Annotated in this window: 11 protein-coding genes; 9 read left to right on the plus strand and 2 right to left on the minus strand. The window is 38.1% G+C overall.

Annotation, left to right across the window (positions count from 1 at the left end; genetic code table 11):
- Positions 1-81 precede the first annotated feature (81 nt).
- From ACULEU_RS03030 to ACULEU_RS03070, 9 genes are all read left to right on the plus strand, one after another.
- Positions 82-1,029, plus strand: a complete 948-nt coding sequence (locus ACULEU_RS03030) for a GSCFA domain-containing protein (RefSeq protein ID WP_445453980.1) — start codon at positions 82-84, stop codon at positions 1,027-1,029.
- A 112-nt stretch (positions 1,030-1,141) separates the two neighbouring features.
- Positions 1,142-1,687 carry a hypothetical protein gene (locus ACULEU_RS03035; RefSeq protein WP_445453981.1) on the plus strand — a complete coding sequence of 182 codons (546 nt, stop codon included), beginning with the start codon at positions 1,142-1,144 and terminating at the stop codon, positions 1,685-1,687.
- A gap of 39 nt (positions 1,688-1,726) precedes the next feature.
- Positions 1,727-2,002, plus strand: a complete 276-nt coding sequence (locus tag ACULEU_RS03040) for a hypothetical protein (RefSeq protein WP_445453982.1) — start codon at positions 1,727-1,729, stop codon at positions 2,000-2,002.
- A gap of 25 nt (positions 2,003-2,027) precedes the next feature.
- Positions 2,028-3,932, plus strand: a complete 1,905-nt coding sequence (locus ACULEU_RS03045; protein ID WP_445453983.1) for a tetratricopeptide repeat-containing sensor histidine kinase — start codon at positions 2,028-2,030, stop codon at positions 3,930-3,932.
- A complete protein-coding gene (locus tag ACULEU_RS03050) occupies positions 3,929-5,872 on the plus strand; it encodes a tetratricopeptide repeat-containing sensor histidine kinase (protein ID WP_445453984.1) in 1,944 nt (647 codons plus the stop codon). Before ACULEU_RS03045 ends, ACULEU_RS03050 begins: the two co-directional genes overlap by 4 nt.
- Positions 5,873-6,055: 183 nt before the next feature.
- Entirely contained in the window at positions 6,056-7,213 is a 1,158-nt protein-coding gene (locus ACULEU_RS03055) for a WG repeat-containing protein (protein WP_445453985.1), read from the plus strand.
- A 251-nt stretch (positions 7,214-7,464) separates the two neighbouring features.
- Positions 7,465-8,112 (plus strand): response regulator, encoded by a 648-nt coding sequence (locus ACULEU_RS03060; RefSeq protein ID WP_445453986.1) that lies wholly within the window; start codon positions 7,465-7,467, stop codon positions 8,110-8,112.
- A 573-nt stretch (positions 8,113-8,685) separates the two neighbouring features.
- Positions 8,686-10,137, plus strand: a complete 1,452-nt coding sequence (locus tag ACULEU_RS03065; RefSeq protein ID WP_445453987.1) for an SUMF1/EgtB/PvdO family nonheme iron enzyme — start codon at positions 8,686-8,688, stop codon at positions 10,135-10,137.
- A 71-nt stretch (positions 10,138-10,208) separates the two neighbouring features.
- Positions 10,209-13,322, plus strand: coding sequence for an Ig-like domain-containing protein (locus tag ACULEU_RS03070; RefSeq protein WP_445453988.1), 3,114 nt, complete (start codon positions 10,209-10,211; stop codon positions 13,320-13,322).
- A gap of 129 nt (positions 13,323-13,451) precedes the next feature.
- On the opposite strand, the gene ACULEU_RS03075 is transcribed toward ACULEU_RS03070, so the two are convergent.
- Positions 13,452-15,206 (minus strand): aromatic amino acid hydroxylase, encoded by a 1,755-nt coding sequence (locus tag ACULEU_RS03075; protein ID WP_445453989.1) that lies wholly within the window; start codon positions 15,204-15,206, stop codon positions 13,452-13,454.
- A gap of 251 nt (positions 15,207-15,457) precedes the next feature.
- Positions 15,458-16,027, minus strand: a complete 570-nt coding sequence (locus tag ACULEU_RS03080) for a DUF4136 domain-containing protein (protein WP_445453990.1) — start codon at positions 16,025-16,027, stop codon at positions 15,458-15,460.
- Positions 16,028-16,044 lie beyond the last annotated feature (17 nt).

Raw genomic sequence — 16,044 nt, forward strand, 5'->3', positions numbered from 1 at the left:
GCTGTTCGCCATCGTTCGGATTGTAATACTTTATAATTCGATAGAGCGTTTGGGTTTCAAATCATTTTGTACTTTTGAAAAATGAACTTCACGACCAAAATACCGATTGCCAAATCAAGTAATCTCATCGATTATAAGGCTCAAATTTTGTCATTAGGTTCCTGTTTTGCTGGGAACATGGCCGAGAAGTTTGACTATTATCAATTTCAAAATAGTGTCAATCCTTTTGGAATTATCTTTAATCCGGTTTCTATTGAAAATCTGGTTTCAAGAGCTGTAAACAAAATCTCTTTCACTGAAAAGGATATTTTTTTTCACAATGATTTGTGGCAGTGTTACGAGGTACATTCCGAGTTAAGTCATCCCGACAAAAACTATTTTCTGGATAGATTGAACCAAGTGCTTTCCGACTTTCATTTTCAAATCCTACAATCTTCGAATTGTATCATCACGTATGGAACTTCTTGGGTTTATCGCAATACATCCTCACAATCCATTGTAGCCAATTGCCATAAAGTACCGCAAAGTCAGTTTGAAAAAGAAATGTTATCGGTTGCCACCATAGAAAAAGCCATTCAGAATACTATCGGTTTATTTCAAAAAGTCAATCCGAATTGTAAATTCATTTTCACCATTTCACCGGTTAGACATCTCAAAGATGGTTTTACAGCAAACCAACAAAGTAAAGCACATTTGATTACGGCACTTCATCAAGCTATAAACGATAACGCAGCCATCCACTATTTTCCTAGTTATGAAATCATGATGGATGAACTCAGGGATTATCGCTTTTATGCCGAAGACATGCTGCATCCAAGTCAGACAGCAGTAACTTATATTTGGGAACGGTTTTCAGAAAACTACATGACTTCGGATTGTTTAGCCGTTATGGAAACAGTAGATAGTATTCAAAAAGCATTAGATCACAAACCATTCAATCCTGATTCTGAACGTCATCAGCAGTTTTTGAAAACGTTACAGAGCAAGATTAATACCTTACAGCAGCAGTTTCCGCATATTACTTTTTAATTTATCGACATACCTCGATAGTCAGCTTTTGTATCAATATACGATAAATGCCGTATTGTTTTCCTTTAGTTTATGGGGCAAATTTGTACCATAACTTAAAATATAAAAAACCATGAAAACAATTAAACATTTTAGTTTCGCTATCGTTTTAGCATTGACAACAATTTTATCCTCTTGCAGTAGCAGTGATGGAGATGGTGGCGGAGGCGGATTTGATGGCCCAGCTACAGGAAGTTTTGTAAAAGCAAAAGCTGCCGGAAGTAATTTTTTAGCGGAAGGAAGTCTTACTACAGGAGCTTTAAATTCTGGAAACTTAGTATTGCAAGGAACAACAATGACCGGTAAATCGGTGCAAATTCAGCTTTATGCTATTGATGGTACATTGGAAACCGGAGTTTACAATGCAAATGCTACCAACAATAACGACACTCATGTAGCAAGTCTAACGTATATTGATGTGAATACAAGCACTTTTACAGTGACAGCCTACAATTCATTGAATTGCGAAAATGCAACCGGAACTATTGAAGTTACTTATGCTGGTGCTGACAAAATTGAAGGAACTTTTAGTTTTGTAGGGAAAGAAGTGAAAGAAGACGAAAGCTGTAATGGTGGAACTAAAACCGTAACAAATGGTTCATTCCGTTTAGAGCTGTAATTATTTAAACCAACAATTGATTGTTTTGAAACTTTGCTAATGACTACTGTACTAACTTTAATTACGATGCTGTTTTTAGTGCTTATTATCTATTTAATCTCTAAAATTCAGTTAGACCGTCAAAAATTCAATGCCAGAATAAAAGATCTGGAGGATTTTATTGTACAGATAAGTCAGGAGCAAAAAAGGCAAAACAATCAATTGTTATTATCAGAAGAGCTTCGGAAAAAGCTAACGCACATTAATGCCACACTTTCTAAAGATATTTATGAGGTAAATTTTAATTTGGTTGAAGAGTTATATCCAAGAAAATAATATATTTATGCTATAATCTCTTCCGATGAAAAAGCTTTTTGTCTCTTTTTTGATGTGTATGCTGTTTGTCCAGTCTGGATTCTCACAGGATCTTCAAAAGATTTTAGTCAAAGCTTTCAATTCAAAAGATTCCTCCGATTATTATTTCAATGTTGCCAAAAAAAGCCTCAAAACCGAAAAAGATCAAGCACTTTATTATTTCTGTAAAGGAGCAAGACACGGTGACTATAACAGAACAGACAGTGCTGTTTATTACACCCAAAAGGCCATAGTGCTGCATCAAAAATTTAAAGACTACAATACCCTAAACAATCTATACTACAATTTATCATTTACCTACAGAAAAATGGGTGAATATGATAAATCCATTCAATCTTCTATCCAAGGACTTCAGAATGCTGAGATAAGTAAAAATGAAGTTTGGATTTATACCTTCACCAACAGTTTATCGTTAATTTATCACGATTTTGAGAACTTCAGTAAAGGAATATATTACGGAAAAAAAGCATTGGCTCTTGCCAAAAAAATCCCTAAAAACAATGCGAGTTATATTTCAGGAGCACTGAATACCATTGCCATAAATTATGATGATTGGGGAAAGCCCGAGCAAGCGCTATATTACCACAAACAGGTTTTCAATTATATTAAAGGAAAAGATACGCTAACTATTGATCACACATACAACAATATTGGCAATACCTTATTAAAACAAAAAAAATACAAAGAAGCAGAGCGCTGGATAAAAACGGCCGTAGCGATTGGCGAATACAACGAAAAGCATAATCCAGATCGTTATGATGTTGATTTATACAGTAAAGCGACCAATTTCACAAACCTTGCCGTTATCGCTACCAAAACCAATAATTTGAAAGCGGCAGAGAATTTCCTTCAGAAAGCGAAAGGATATAGCATCAAAAGTCAGTCTGCGGAGAAGTTGCGCGATTATTATCGGGCCGAATATGAATTTAATAAACTTCGTAAAAACCTAGAGAAAACCGTTGAATCTCAGGAACAATATATCAAACTTAGAGATTCGGTTTTTAACAAAAACAGGGATGAATCATTCCTTGAGATTGAGGCCAAATATCAAAATGAAAAGAAAGAAAAAGAGTTATTGAAATCAAAAGTAGCTATTGCCAAAAAGGAACTCGAACTCAAAAAAAAGAATACACAATCCATTATTTTGTTGATCACAGTCATAGCACTTCTGATTATTACAACTTTAGTCTATCGTCAGCAAAAACTTAAAAACAGTCAGCAGATACAAGAGTTTGAGCTTAAATCCGCCATCGCCAAAATCGAAACCCAAAATAAATTGCAGGAACAACGTTTGCAAATTTCGCGAGATTTACATGATAATATCGGTTCGCAACTTACGTTTATCATTTCATCAGTAGACAATATTAAATATGCTTTTGAGATTCAGAATGCTAAGCTAGATAACAAGCTGTCAAGTATCAGTAATTTTGCCAAATCCACTATCATTGAGCTTCGCGACACGATTTGGGCCATGAACAACAGCGAAATTACGTTTGAGGATTTACAAACCCGTATTCATAATTTTGTCGAAAAAGCCAAAGAAGCCAAACAGGATATCGAATTTAATTTTACGATTGAAGAAAATCTGAAAACGTCAAAATTCGGTTCCGTCGAAGGCATGAATATTTACAGAACCATTCAGGAAGCCATCAACAATAGTATCAAATACGCCGAGGCATCCCGAATCAATATCGAAATAAAATCACGTAACAATGCCATTTCAATTTTGATTCAGGATAACGGAAATGGATTCGACAGCACGACCATAAATCCAGGGAACGGAATTCTTAATATGAAAAAAAGAGTTGAAGATATTCACGGAACCCTTTCCATAGAATCGGTGCTTTCTAAAGGAACCCGAATTAGTATAGTAATCCCAAAAAAAGAATGAAAAACCAACTGATATTATTGCTGTTTTGGTGTATTGGAGGTAGTTTGGGTTACGCTCAAAATGCTCAAGTACAAATAGAGAATCTGAAAAATGAATTAAAAACGCATCCTGATGCCAAAAGAACAGCTGTAATCTATTCGGATTTGACATGGTACTACGCCAATGTCTCCAGCGACTCTGCTTTGTCTTATGGCAAAAAAGCCATTTCCGAATCAACGCGATTGGGCGATTCAACATTGATAGCGCAAGTATACAGTGATTTGGGAGCAGTCTATTTTACCAAAGGCGATTTGATGGCATCGAAGAAGAGCTTTTTGTCTTCCATGGAGATCCGAAAGGCTCAAAAGGACATTCCAGGAATTGCCAAACTAAATGCTAATCTGGCTAACATTTACTACAAATTGGGAGAGAATCCCAAAGCCTTAAAAGCGTATTTGGCGTCGATAGATTATTTTGAAAAAACCAATCGACTAGACCTTGTGGCGACTACCAAAACCAATGTGGGTATTCTTTTTCATAAAATAAAAAACTATCCCAAAGCATTGACGTATCTGAAAGAAGCACAAACCTATCAGGAAAAAAACAATTTGGAAACGGGACTTTGCCTGACGTATTTGTCTTTGGGAAATGTGTATCTGCATATGAAAGACACGCTAAACGCGGTTAAGTTTTATGATAAAAGTATTGTCTACTCCAAGAAAACGGGAAACAAAGTATCCTTGACTAACGCTTTGAACAATCTGGGAAATATAAAAAGCCAACAGGGAAAATCCAAAGAAGCCTTGGCTATTTTCAATAAGTCGAAAAAAATCAGAGACTCTATAAATTTTGATACTGACGATTCTACTTTGTTGTTGGGCTATGCCAAAGACCACATTATGAACCGCCGCTTTACTGAAGCCAAAGAACTGTTGTTGGAAATGGAGCGGTCTTATATCAAAAACAAAAAAGACAAGCGATTGCTCTTGAAAACCTATCAGTTTTTGATTCCGACCTGTGGCTATCTGAACGAACCGGACAGTGTTTATTTGTACACAAATGAAGTCGGAATGATTGAAGATGAAATCATCGAAACGGCTGTGGCAAAGCAAACCATCGAATTAGAGGAAAAATATCAAAGCGAGAAGAAAGAAAAACTTTTACTTCAAAAAGAAATGCAGATAAAAGCTACTAGAAGTCAATTGATATTGGTTTCATCAGTGGCAATTTTTATTGGCCTTTTAGGCTTTTTATTCTACCGTCAGCAAAAGCTAAAAAACAAACAGCAGGAGCAGGAATTCCAATTAAAATCGGCCATTGCCAAAATCGAAACTCAAAACAAATTGCAGGAACAACGATTGCAGATTTCCAGAGATTTACATGATAATATTGGTTCGCAACTCACGTTTATCATTTCTTCGGTGGACAACATCAAATATGCTTTTGACATTCAAAACTCGAAATTAGACAACAAGCTTTCCAGTATCAGCAACTTCGCAAAATCTACTATCATTGAGTTACGCGATACCATTTGGGCGATGAACAACAGTGAAATCACCTTCGAAGATTTGCAATCTCGTATTCATAATTTTGTTGAAAAAGCCAAAGAAGCCAAGCAAGATATAGCGTTTGGGTTTTCAATAGAAGAAAGTCTACAAACGGCAACATTCACTTCTATAGAAGGTATGAACATCTATAGAACCATCCAAGAAGCCGTCAATAACAGCATCAAATATGCCGATGCAAAGCATATCAAAATCGATATCAAACAACTTCAAAATGACATTGTCATGGTCATAAGTGACGATGGTAAAGGATTTGATGATAACGATATTGAACTCGGAAACGGCATCAATAACATGAAAAAAAGAATCGCCGAATGCAACGGAACGATAGCCTTAAAAACGAAACCCAACGAGGGCACAGAAATCACAATACAATTCCCTAATAAATTTGGATAATACTTTGTAGGTTAAATAGAATAGGGCATTTGTCGTAGACGGGACAGCTTATTTATGAGAAAAACGATTTCTCAGGAACAGATTCACTCATTGATGTTTCAGAACTCAATACAGGAATTTATAGGGTTAAAATTTTGAATAATGACATCGAATGGAACACCAAATTCATTAAAAAGTAAACAAATGAAAACAAAATATTTTTTTCTTGTAGCCCTGATTATTTCGGGTGTAAACAACACTTGTTTTGCACAAACCCATTACGATAATTTGAAATCGGCAGAAAAGCAAAGAGCCATAGATAACGAGAGAAACAAAGAAAGAGATAGGCAAAATGCTGAAAACAATAGACCTGTTGAAACTAAGAATTCCCCAGTTCAAAATAGTACTGACCTTGATATTTATGAAAAGGCAAAGCAGGACGCTAGTAACGCCCGTTCTAGTGCAGAATTAGCAAAATGGAATGCTTTATCTGAGGATGAAAAGAAAATCCGTGAGTTGGAGTATAATTTAAAAATAAGCAATTATGGTTTCAAGTCCTATAAAGAAATGAACGATGAATTAAATTATCTCTATTGGAAAAAAAATCAAACCACACACTATCAAAGTGAATCGGATAGAATCAAAGCCTATACAGTTTATAAAACAAATTTTGACTTACAAAACGCTAAGTTAGTTGCAGACTATGAAGAAAAAACACGTTTTGCGGCAGACAAGATGGCCGCAGAAACCGATAATATTACCGATTTCACAATAATGGATGTCGAAAATCCAATTGGAAAACCTTTAAAAAAACAACCGTTGAACTTTATTGAAGACAGCAAATTTTTTTACGATGGTTTAGCTTTTGTAAAATGCCGGAGCCAATATGGCTATGAAGGGTGGACTTTTAAAGACAGGAATAATAACATTTTATCAGAGCCATTTTACAAGCAAAAAAGTAATTTTGTTAATGGTTACGCAGTCGTAAGCTACAAGCAAGGTGAGTTTTGTATCATTAACAGAAGTGGTAAAGTTGTTTTCAAAAATATTAAAACCGCAAAATTAGGAAATGTGTATGATGGTATTTTTTATTTTGAAAAAGATGGGAAATTTGGGTTTTATAACATCAAAGGCGAAAAAATCACCAAACCAATTTATGATGAGGTTTGGAATGTAGCAAACGGATTTGCAAAAGTGAAACTGGATAATAAATTTGGTTTTATAGATAAAAATGGTAAAGTTGCCATCAATCTCATCTATGATGAAGCTAGTAGCTTTCTTTATAATTACGCATTAGTTAGAAAAGGCAATGTATCATATAAAATAGATACATCGGGTAATGAAACACAAATAGATAAATAATTTGCTATTCCAATACCGTCATAAAATAGGGCAAATGCCGTATTTGTTTTACGCCATTTTGTAGTCATATTTGTAGTAATCAAGTGGTATTGATTTAGTAAAAAAAAACATTTTGTTTGTTTTTATTGGTGTCCTTTTCAAACGTCATCTGGTCAAGCAAATGTATTTTAGTTTGAAAAGGACTTTTTTTAATCAGGATATTGTATAACTTCACCTCAGAAAGTATCCTAACTTTAATTTATATAGCGATTATGTCAACACGAATAGCCATAGTAGATGATAACGTTTTTTTGCAGAAAGCCGTTGCAGAGAAACTATCTTTTTTTGATGATTTAGTATTGAAATTTACCGCTATTGAAGGGAATGATTTGCAACAAAAATTAGAAAAAAACAAAAACATCGATTTGATACTCATGGATATCGAAATGCCAGTTTGTAACGGAATTGAAGCCACCAAAATCATCAAATCCAAATATCCGCAAATCAAAATCATCATGCTTACGGTTTTTGATAACGATGAAAACATCTTTAATGCCATAAAAGCTGGTGCCGACGGTTATCTGCTAAAAGAAGTCAACCCAAAAGAACTCTACCAGGGAATTATCGAAACGCTAAATGGTGGCGCCGCTATGAATCCTTCCATTGCACTCAAAACCTTAAAACTCCTCAGAAACCCGGTAAATTTTGAACAAAAGTGCGACGAAGACATCAAACTCACCGCACGCGAAGTCGAGGTTTTGGAACAGCTCAGCAAAGGACTCAATTACAATGTCATTGCCGACAACTTGTTTCTTTCCCCTTCAACCGTGAGAAAGCACATCGAAAATATCTACAACAAACTTCAGGTGCACAACAAACTCGAAGCCATCCAAAAAGCCAGAAATAACAATCTGATTTAACTATTATTCTCGTGCATCCGAAAATAGGAGCAGTGCATTTTCTTTCTTTCACGCCTCCTCCCGCTATCCGCACTACAAGGTAGTCGCTCCTATCGGGGCTATTTCGCCGTTTCGTTTTTTTAAATTCATTTTTCAAGTTTTCATTAGAAGTCCTTGTATTTCTAGCGCACCTCGACCTCAAACAGTTGTGCTATTTTTAATTATAGTTGGAGAAATAAGCAAAATTCCCATTGCCTAGTTTCCGACTATACCTGTGGCCAAACCTAGCGTGGCCATTTTTTTTGGACACACCACTTTTGGCCACAATACTTCCACATAAACTTTTTCAAATAAGCTTTCCCGATTCAAACTTTAGTTCGTCATCTAAATACGAAAGTTGCCATTTGATACTAAGAGGAATTTGATACTAAGAGGAATTTGATATTAAGAGGAGAATGTCCAGTGGACATTCGGTTTATCCGGTGGCAGTCAGGTACACGAACTTTAGTTCGTCATCCAAATACGGCAACTGCCGTATTTCATTACGTATAAACGAAATCTACATTTGTCTTATAACTTTTAAAAATCAATACAATGAAAACAAAAAATTATTTTATGAAAATTGCTTCGGCATTGTTCTTACTATTTGCTATCAACAGCAATGCAAATAATGTTGAAATCACAGGAACATCCGTTTCCGGAAACAACATAACCTTTAATATCTCTTGGGAAAACAGTTGGAATGCTAATGTCGCGCCAGCCAATTGGGATGCCGTTTGGGTATTCGTTAAATTTCAAGATTGTAACACCCGTTTATGGGCACACACTAATTTAAGCACCGTATCCGGAGATCACTCAGCTGCTTCGCCATTACAAGTAGATACCGTTGCGGATGGTAAAGGGGTATTCATTAGAAGAAGTGCTTTAGGAGGCGGAAATGTTGCTGCTACTTCTGTTACATTAAGAATGACAGGTTTAGGCGCTGGTCCTTATAATTTCAAAGTTTTCGGAATCGAAATGGTGAACGTACCACAAGCCGCTTTTGAATTAGGAGATGCGACTAGTGCTTCCACTTTTAATAGTATCACTGTAAGTGCTACTTCACAAACATCCGGAATTACTTCAGCTACTATAGGTGGAGGCGGACCAACAATTCCAAATACATTCCCAATGGGATACAATTCTTTTTATTGTATGAAATATGAAATTTCTCAATTACAATACGTTGAATTCCTAAACGCACTAACTTTTGCACAGCAACAATCAAGAATTGCTACTGATCCAACATCAGCATCAGGGACTTATGTAACTTTTGGAGCCAATTATTACAGAAATGGGATTGTCATCGAAACACCTGGGAATAATGCAGCGATACCTGCTGTTTTTGGATGTGATGCGACAAATGGCGTAATAAACAATGTAAATGACGGACAAAGTGTTGCCATGGCTAACTTAAGTTGGGCTGATGTAGCCGCTTATCTAGACTGGTCAGCTTTACGACCAATGACAGAACTAGAATTTGAGAAAGTATGTCGTGGTACTATGCCAAGAGTTGCCGGAGAATACCCTTGGGGTGACACTACGATTAATCCGTTTTACAGTACCACTGTATTAAATAGCTTGCAGCCAACAGAAATTGCTAATGCGGTAGTAAACGGAAGATGTGCACATGCCTTAGGAAGTAATAGTGTTATCTATGGACCTCTAAAAGTTGGCGTATTTGCAACGGCTACTTCAGGAAGATCATCTGCAGGTGCTGCTTATTATGGTGCTATGGAAATGGGAGGAAATTTAGCAGAAAGAACGGTTAGTGTAGCGAATGCTGCAGGAACTGCTTTTAACGGAACTCTTGGTGACGGAACGTTAACACCAATCGGTGATGCTAATCAAGCCACTTGGCCTTCAGTGACTACTGCTACAGGTATTGGACAAAGAGGTGGTGAGTATGTGAGTCCGGCTATTTATGTAAGAACTTCTGATAGAACTTTTGCAGGGACTGCCAATGCAACCAGAAACTATACGTATGGTGGTCGAGGGGTAAGATAGTACTCTAATTTGATGTACAAGTTATAGTGACTTGTAATAAAAAAAGTATAATAATTTTAAAATCAAATTAGATGAAAACAACAAAAAGATATATAGTTGTTTACTTAACATTTCTTTTGACCCACTTTACTGCATTTGCCCAATACAACGGAGGGAACTCTAATGGTTCCACAACAAATGAGTTAAGTGCAACAAGTTGTTCTATTCCACCGCATTTTCATGCATATTTTGGTGGCGTAAACGACGGTTCAGGGGTTGAAGAGTTAAGCACAACTTCCTGCGGCACAGCAGCGTTTCAATTTGCCTATATGGGCGGAACGGCTGATGGTGCAGCAACAGAAGAAATAATTGCCACAGCCTGTGGAACAGCTCCATTCCAATTCGCCTATATGGGTGGAAATAATGATGGAGCTGGCGTAGAAACTATGGAAGCAACTGTTTGTGGATTTCCACCACAGTTTTATGCTTACTTTGGTGGAGATGGGGATGGTTTTACTATCGATACAACAGCACCAATCTGTCCGACTCAACCACCAGTTGCTAATTTTACAGCATCTGCCACATCAATCTGTGTAGGGCAATCGGTAACGTTTACAGATACGTCTACAAACATTCCGAGCGCTTGGACCTGGACATTGCCAGGTGGAACACCAAACAGTTCAACCGCTCAGAATCCAAATGTGGTTTACAATACGGCAGGAACTTACACGGTTACTTTGCAGGCAGCCAATTTCAATGGTATCGATACCAAAGTGGTAACCAATATGATAACGGTAACGGCTTATCCAACAGTGACAAGCACAACACCTGCAAGTCGTTGCGATGCAGGGACGGTAACCTTAGGCGCAACAGCCTCGGCCGGAACTTTAAATTGGTATTCTAATCCAACCGGAGGATCAGCTATAGGAACAGGAACTAGCTTTACTACACCAAGTATAACTGGAACCACGACTTATTATGTGGAAGCTGCTAATGCGAGCTGTAGTTCTGCAAGAACTGCTGTGGTAGCTACTGTAAATACTACGCCAACCATTACGTCAACTACTCCTGCGAGTCGTTGCGATGCAGGTTCTGTTATTTTAACAGCAACATCGAGTGCCGGAAATACAATTTGGTATGCTAACGCAACAGGTGGTGCACCTTTGGCAACGACCAACAGTTTTACAACGCCATCTATTGGTGCAAATACAACGTATTATGTTGAGGCCACTACAGGAGGTTGTTCTTCACCAAGAACGGCGGTTTTGGCAACGATTAATACTACGCCGACAATCACTTCTACAACTCCCGCGAGTCGTTGCGATAGTGGAACGGTAACTTTAGGTGCGGTTGCCAATTCGGGAACTTTAAATTGGTATGCTGCTGCAAGTGGTGGTTCAAGTTTAGGTACGGGAACTAGTTTTACTACACCAAGTTTAAGCGGAACAACAACCTATTATGTTGCGGCTTCAAATGCAAGTTGTACGTCTGGCAGAATTGCAGTTGTTGCAAATGTGAACGGTACACCAACAATCACTGGTAATGCCAACAGTCGTTGTGATAGCGGTACGGTTAGCTTATCCGTTGCTGCTAGTGCAGGAACTGTAAGTTGGTTTGCCAATGCTTCTGGTGGCACAGCTCTTGGAACGGGAACTACTTTTACAACACCTAGTATTTCAAGCACAACAACCTATTACGCAGAAGCGGTGAATGGAAGTTGTAGTTCTGCAAGAATTCCGGTTATAGCAACGGTGAATACTTCTCCAACGATTACTGCTACAACGCCGGATACTATTTGTGGAGGTGAAACGTTTACTATTTCGGCATCAGCAAGTGCAGGAACTCTGGCTTGGTACAATGTCGCCAGTGGCGGTTTAGTTCAAGGCACAGGAAATACCTATTCTCTGACGAATTTATCTTCTAGCTTTACATTCTATGTTCAGGCTACAGATGGATCTTGTCAATCTGTTAGAACTCCGGTTTTAGTAACTGTAAACCAAACACCGTCTAACGTAACAGCTATTGGTGCTTCAAGATGTGGTGCAGGGACAGTAACGTTATCGGCAACGTTTACAAACGGAACTATAAACTGGTATGATGCAGCAAGTGGAGGAAACCTAGTGTTTACCGGAAGTAATTATGTAACTCCAAGTTTATCTACAACAACTACCTATTACGTAGAAGCGGTGAATGGAACTTGTATTTCATCCGTAAGAACGCCAATTACAGCAACAGTTAATGCTGTTCCGACGGTAACTTCAACCACATCGGCAAGTCGTTGTGGAACAGGTTCGGTAGCTTTAAATGCTACTTCGAGTGTAGGAACATTAGTTTGGTACAACGTCAATACTGGCGGAAGTGCCTTAGGAACTGGGACAACATTTAATACTCCTAATATTTCGAGTAGTGCGACTTACTATGTGGAAGCCACCAACGGAACGTGTACGTCAACAAGAACGGCTGTTACAGCTACTATTGACATTGCGCAAACCATCACTTCAACCACTCCGGCCAGTCGATGCGACGCGGGATCAGTGACGTTAAGTGCAGCTGCAACCGGAGGAACTTTGAATTGGTATGCTAGTGTTACTGGTGGGACTGTTCTAGCAACAGGTTCCAACTTTGTAACTCCTTCTATCAGTAGTTCTACAACGTATTATGTTGAGGTTACTAACGGAACTTGTACTTCTTCAAGAGTAGCGGTTACGGCTTCTATAACACCAGTGGCTGCGCCAACTGGATTAGCAAACCAAACGTTTTGTACAGGTGAAACGGTCGGATTATTAGTTATTACAAGCGGTACTAATATTGTATGGTATAATGCTGCCACAGGCGGTACTGTAGTTCCAAATGGTACGTTATTAGTATCGGGAACAACTTACTATGCTTCCCAAAATAATGGAACTTGTGAAAGTCCAACCCGATTAGCGGTAACGGCAACCTTCGGAGCTTGTTTAGGAACTGAGGAATTTGAATTGAATCAAATTAAATTATATCCTAATCCGGTTACTGATATGTTGACAATCACTACTACCGACATGATGACCAATGTTATCGTTTCGGATATGTTAGGCAGAATTTTGTCGACAAGAGCTTTAAATGAGACTGAAACTAAAGTAGATATGTCCAATTACCCAACCGGAACCTATTTAGTTCAGGTTAGTATTGACAATGCTATGAAAACGTTCAAAGTCATCAAAAGATAATAAGTAGTTTTTTATTTTTTTGAAGAACCATCTCGTCGAAAGGCGGGATGGTTTTTTTTTCTTGATTCCATCAAAAAACCCTGCATCATGATAGAAGCAGGGTTTACTATTTTTATATTTTGGAGTTACTTACACGAGTTCTCCTTTAAAAATCAATTCCAATCCACCAGAAATTAAATGGGCGACTTCAGGGCGTTTTAGTTTAACGTTTTCTAAATGATTCAGTACTTTTTGCAATAAATCGGTGTCGGTGTCGTTTGCCAGTTCGGCAATTTCAACAGATAACAGCCAGTCATTCGGATGATGCGCGGTTACCGCTGCGAAAGCTTCCTTCAAAGTGATTTGGGCTGGCTTTCCTTCACGGATAGCCCTTACTGCCTGATACAAGCCTTCTAATTCCTCGCGCGCTACCGATTTTTGAGCCTTAATGGTTTTGCTGGAAGGAACGTGATTCACCATATCAAAACTATTAACATCAGCTGGACCCGAAAATGCTGATATTACTTTTTTACCTACAGCCATATCGTAAATTCCCCATTCGGGCTGGAATAAAACGGTATCGTTGTGGGTAACTGTACAATTTTTAAAGCTGATGATGATAATTTCACCTTGAAGATTTCGTGATCCTGTGATGATTTCTCCAGAAACCGTAATATTGCCTTCAAACTCCAAAGTGACTTTTTCTGCTTCATAAATATCATAAGCTCTCAAATCACGCGGACTCATATCTTCAATGGCCAAGTTGATTCCTTTGAGTTTCCCTATTGGCGAACCAAAGCCTTCTGTGTGGTATTCTGTTCCGTGACCAACCAGTTCCTTTTCGCGGTACGACAAGGCTGTTTTTCCAGTAGTTTGAACATATACAGGTTTGCCTTCTTCTTCAATAACATTGGTGAATACACCTGAAATCTGTATTCCGGTACTCAATTCAATAGTTCCTAAAGCATTGGATTGAATTAATTTTTTCAAACTCGATAAACCTCCTGTTCGCAAGGCCATCGTATTCGCAAATTCCTCTAAAACTAGGCTCAAATGCGCAAAATCAGGCGTAACATACAGTTGAGGTTGTGGTTTTGTAATATCAAAACTTTGGTCGGCCGCCGAGATATCATAAGGTATTTTTTTCACTTCATCGGTCATGCACCAAGCACTTTCACCAATAGAGGAAAGTAATCCTGCTCCGTATATTTTTGGGTTCTCTAATGTTCCAATTAGGCCATATTCCACCGTCCACCAATGTAGGTTTCTGATTCGGGCCATTTCAGACAATTCGCCCATATTGTTTTGTAGAAAATCAACTTGTTTTTCAGCGGCTTCAATGTCAGCATCCGGCGTCCCTTCAGCTTCTTTTAAAATCGATAACAAACGAATCGCTTCATACATTTCGTAATCGCGTGAAGACGAAATCGCTTTACAGCCAATTTCTCCAAAACGACGTAAATATTCAGCATATTCGGGATTGGCGATAATAGGAGCGTGGCCGGCACCTTCATGAATAATATCGGGTGCTGGTGTATATTCGATGTGTTCTAATTGTCTAATGTCAGAGGCAATAACGAGTACGTTATACGCTTGGAATTCCATAAAGGCATTGGGCGGAATAAAACCGTCTACAGCTACTGCAGCCCAACCAATTTCTTTCAAGATGCGATTCATCCCGTACATATTCGGAATGTTGTCTACTTCCAAACCCGTTTTTTTCAAGCCGTCTAAATAGGAGTTGTGTGCAACTTTTGAAAGATAATCCACATTTTTACGCATTACATAGCGCCAAACCGCTTGGTTAATCGGCGTGTAATCGGAGTAATCCTGTGGTTTGATGAATTGCTTTAAATGCTTGGGTAGTCTCTCTATCAGTGGGTTGCTTTCAAAATGTGCTTCCATAAAATTTAGCTGTTGTTGTGTGTAAATTTACAAATCTTAGCGGAAAGAAGTGTGATAATTATCATAAAAACGACCATCGATTTTAATTTTAGGAGCTCTTCCGGCTGTCCACTATATCTTTTACACCTGTCAGGTTTTAAAAACCTGACAGGTGTAAAAGGATACCGTTTCCATCCGGGCTAAAAAAAACCGCAACATCTCTGTTGCGGTTTCTACTTCTTTAAAGTCTGCAAACTGTTACTGCAGTCTGTTTACTTTTTCTTAGGTGGGTACTGTTCGAGGATTTTAGAAACGAATTCCAATATTTTTTCATCCTTTTTATCGGTGTTTTTAGTGAGAGCCCCTTGGCCTTCTCCTTGCCAAATCAGTTCTTTTTTCTTAGCATCAATGATATCGATGTAGAGTGTACCTTCGGTGTATCTATAAACCGAGGTATTACCGCCCCACAAAAACGGATTCCATCCCCATCCCCAGCCATAACCCCAACCAGCATTGAATTGGTTGACATCGACCTGCTCTCTTTCTTTGGTGAAAAAGGAAATTAACAAATCCGGCGTATCATTTTTAGCAAATCCTTTGGAAGACATTACTTCATCGATGGAACGAAGGATTCTTTTCTTATCCAAATCGGAAATCTCGGCTTTATCAATTCCGGTTTTATGGAACGCATACGTTTTGTAAGGCGCAAAATCTACTTTCTTATCATAATCGGAGTTCACGGTAATAGACGAACACGCACTTAAGACAAGCAGTAGGAGTACCGGTAGAAATTTAAATGATTTAAATTGACTTTTTGGGTATTCTTGAAACGGTGTTTTCATAGCTATTTTAAATTAAA

This window comes from Flavobacterium sp. 25HG05S-40 (genome assembly GCF_052654735.1).

Bases quoted from the DNA above. Each gene is read 5' to 3' on its own strand.
- ACULEU_RS03060 (WP_445453986.1), top strand. From the start codon at position 7,465: ATGTCAACACGAATAGCCATAGTAGATGATAACGTTTTTTTGCAGAAA.
- ACULEU_RS03070 (WP_445453988.1), top strand. From the start codon at position 10,209: ATGAAAACAACAAAAAGATATATAGTTGTTTACTTAACATTTCTTTTG.
- ACULEU_RS03065 (WP_445453987.1), top strand. From the start codon at position 8,686: ATGAAAACAAAAAATTATTTTATGAAAATTGCTTCGGCATTGTTCTTA.
- ACULEU_RS03080 (WP_445453990.1), bottom strand. From the start codon at position 16,027: ATGAAAACACCGTTTCAAGAATACCCAAAAAGTCAATTTAAATCATTT.
- ACULEU_RS03040 (WP_445453982.1), top strand. From the start codon at position 1,727: ATGACTACTGTACTAACTTTAATTACGATGCTGTTTTTAGTGCTTATT.
- ACULEU_RS03035 (WP_445453981.1), top strand. From the start codon at position 1,142: ATGAAAACAATTAAACATTTTAGTTTCGCTATCGTTTTAGCATTGACA.
- ACULEU_RS03055 (WP_445453985.1), top strand. From the start codon at position 6,056: ATGAAAACAAAATATTTTTTTCTTGTAGCCCTGATTATTTCGGGTGTA.
- ACULEU_RS03030 (WP_445453980.1), top strand. From the start codon at position 82: ATGAACTTCACGACCAAAATACCGATTGCCAAATCAAGTAATCTCATC.
- ACULEU_RS03075 (WP_445453989.1), bottom strand. From the start codon at position 15,206: ATGGAAGCACATTTTGAAAGCAACCCACTGATAGAGAGACTACCCAAG.
- ACULEU_RS03045 (WP_445453983.1), top strand. From the start codon at position 2,028: ATGAAAAAGCTTTTTGTCTCTTTTTTGATGTGTATGCTGTTTGTCCAG.
- ACULEU_RS03050 (WP_445453984.1), top strand. From the start codon at position 3,929: ATGAAAAACCAACTGATATTATTGCTGTTTTGGTGTATTGGAGGTAGT.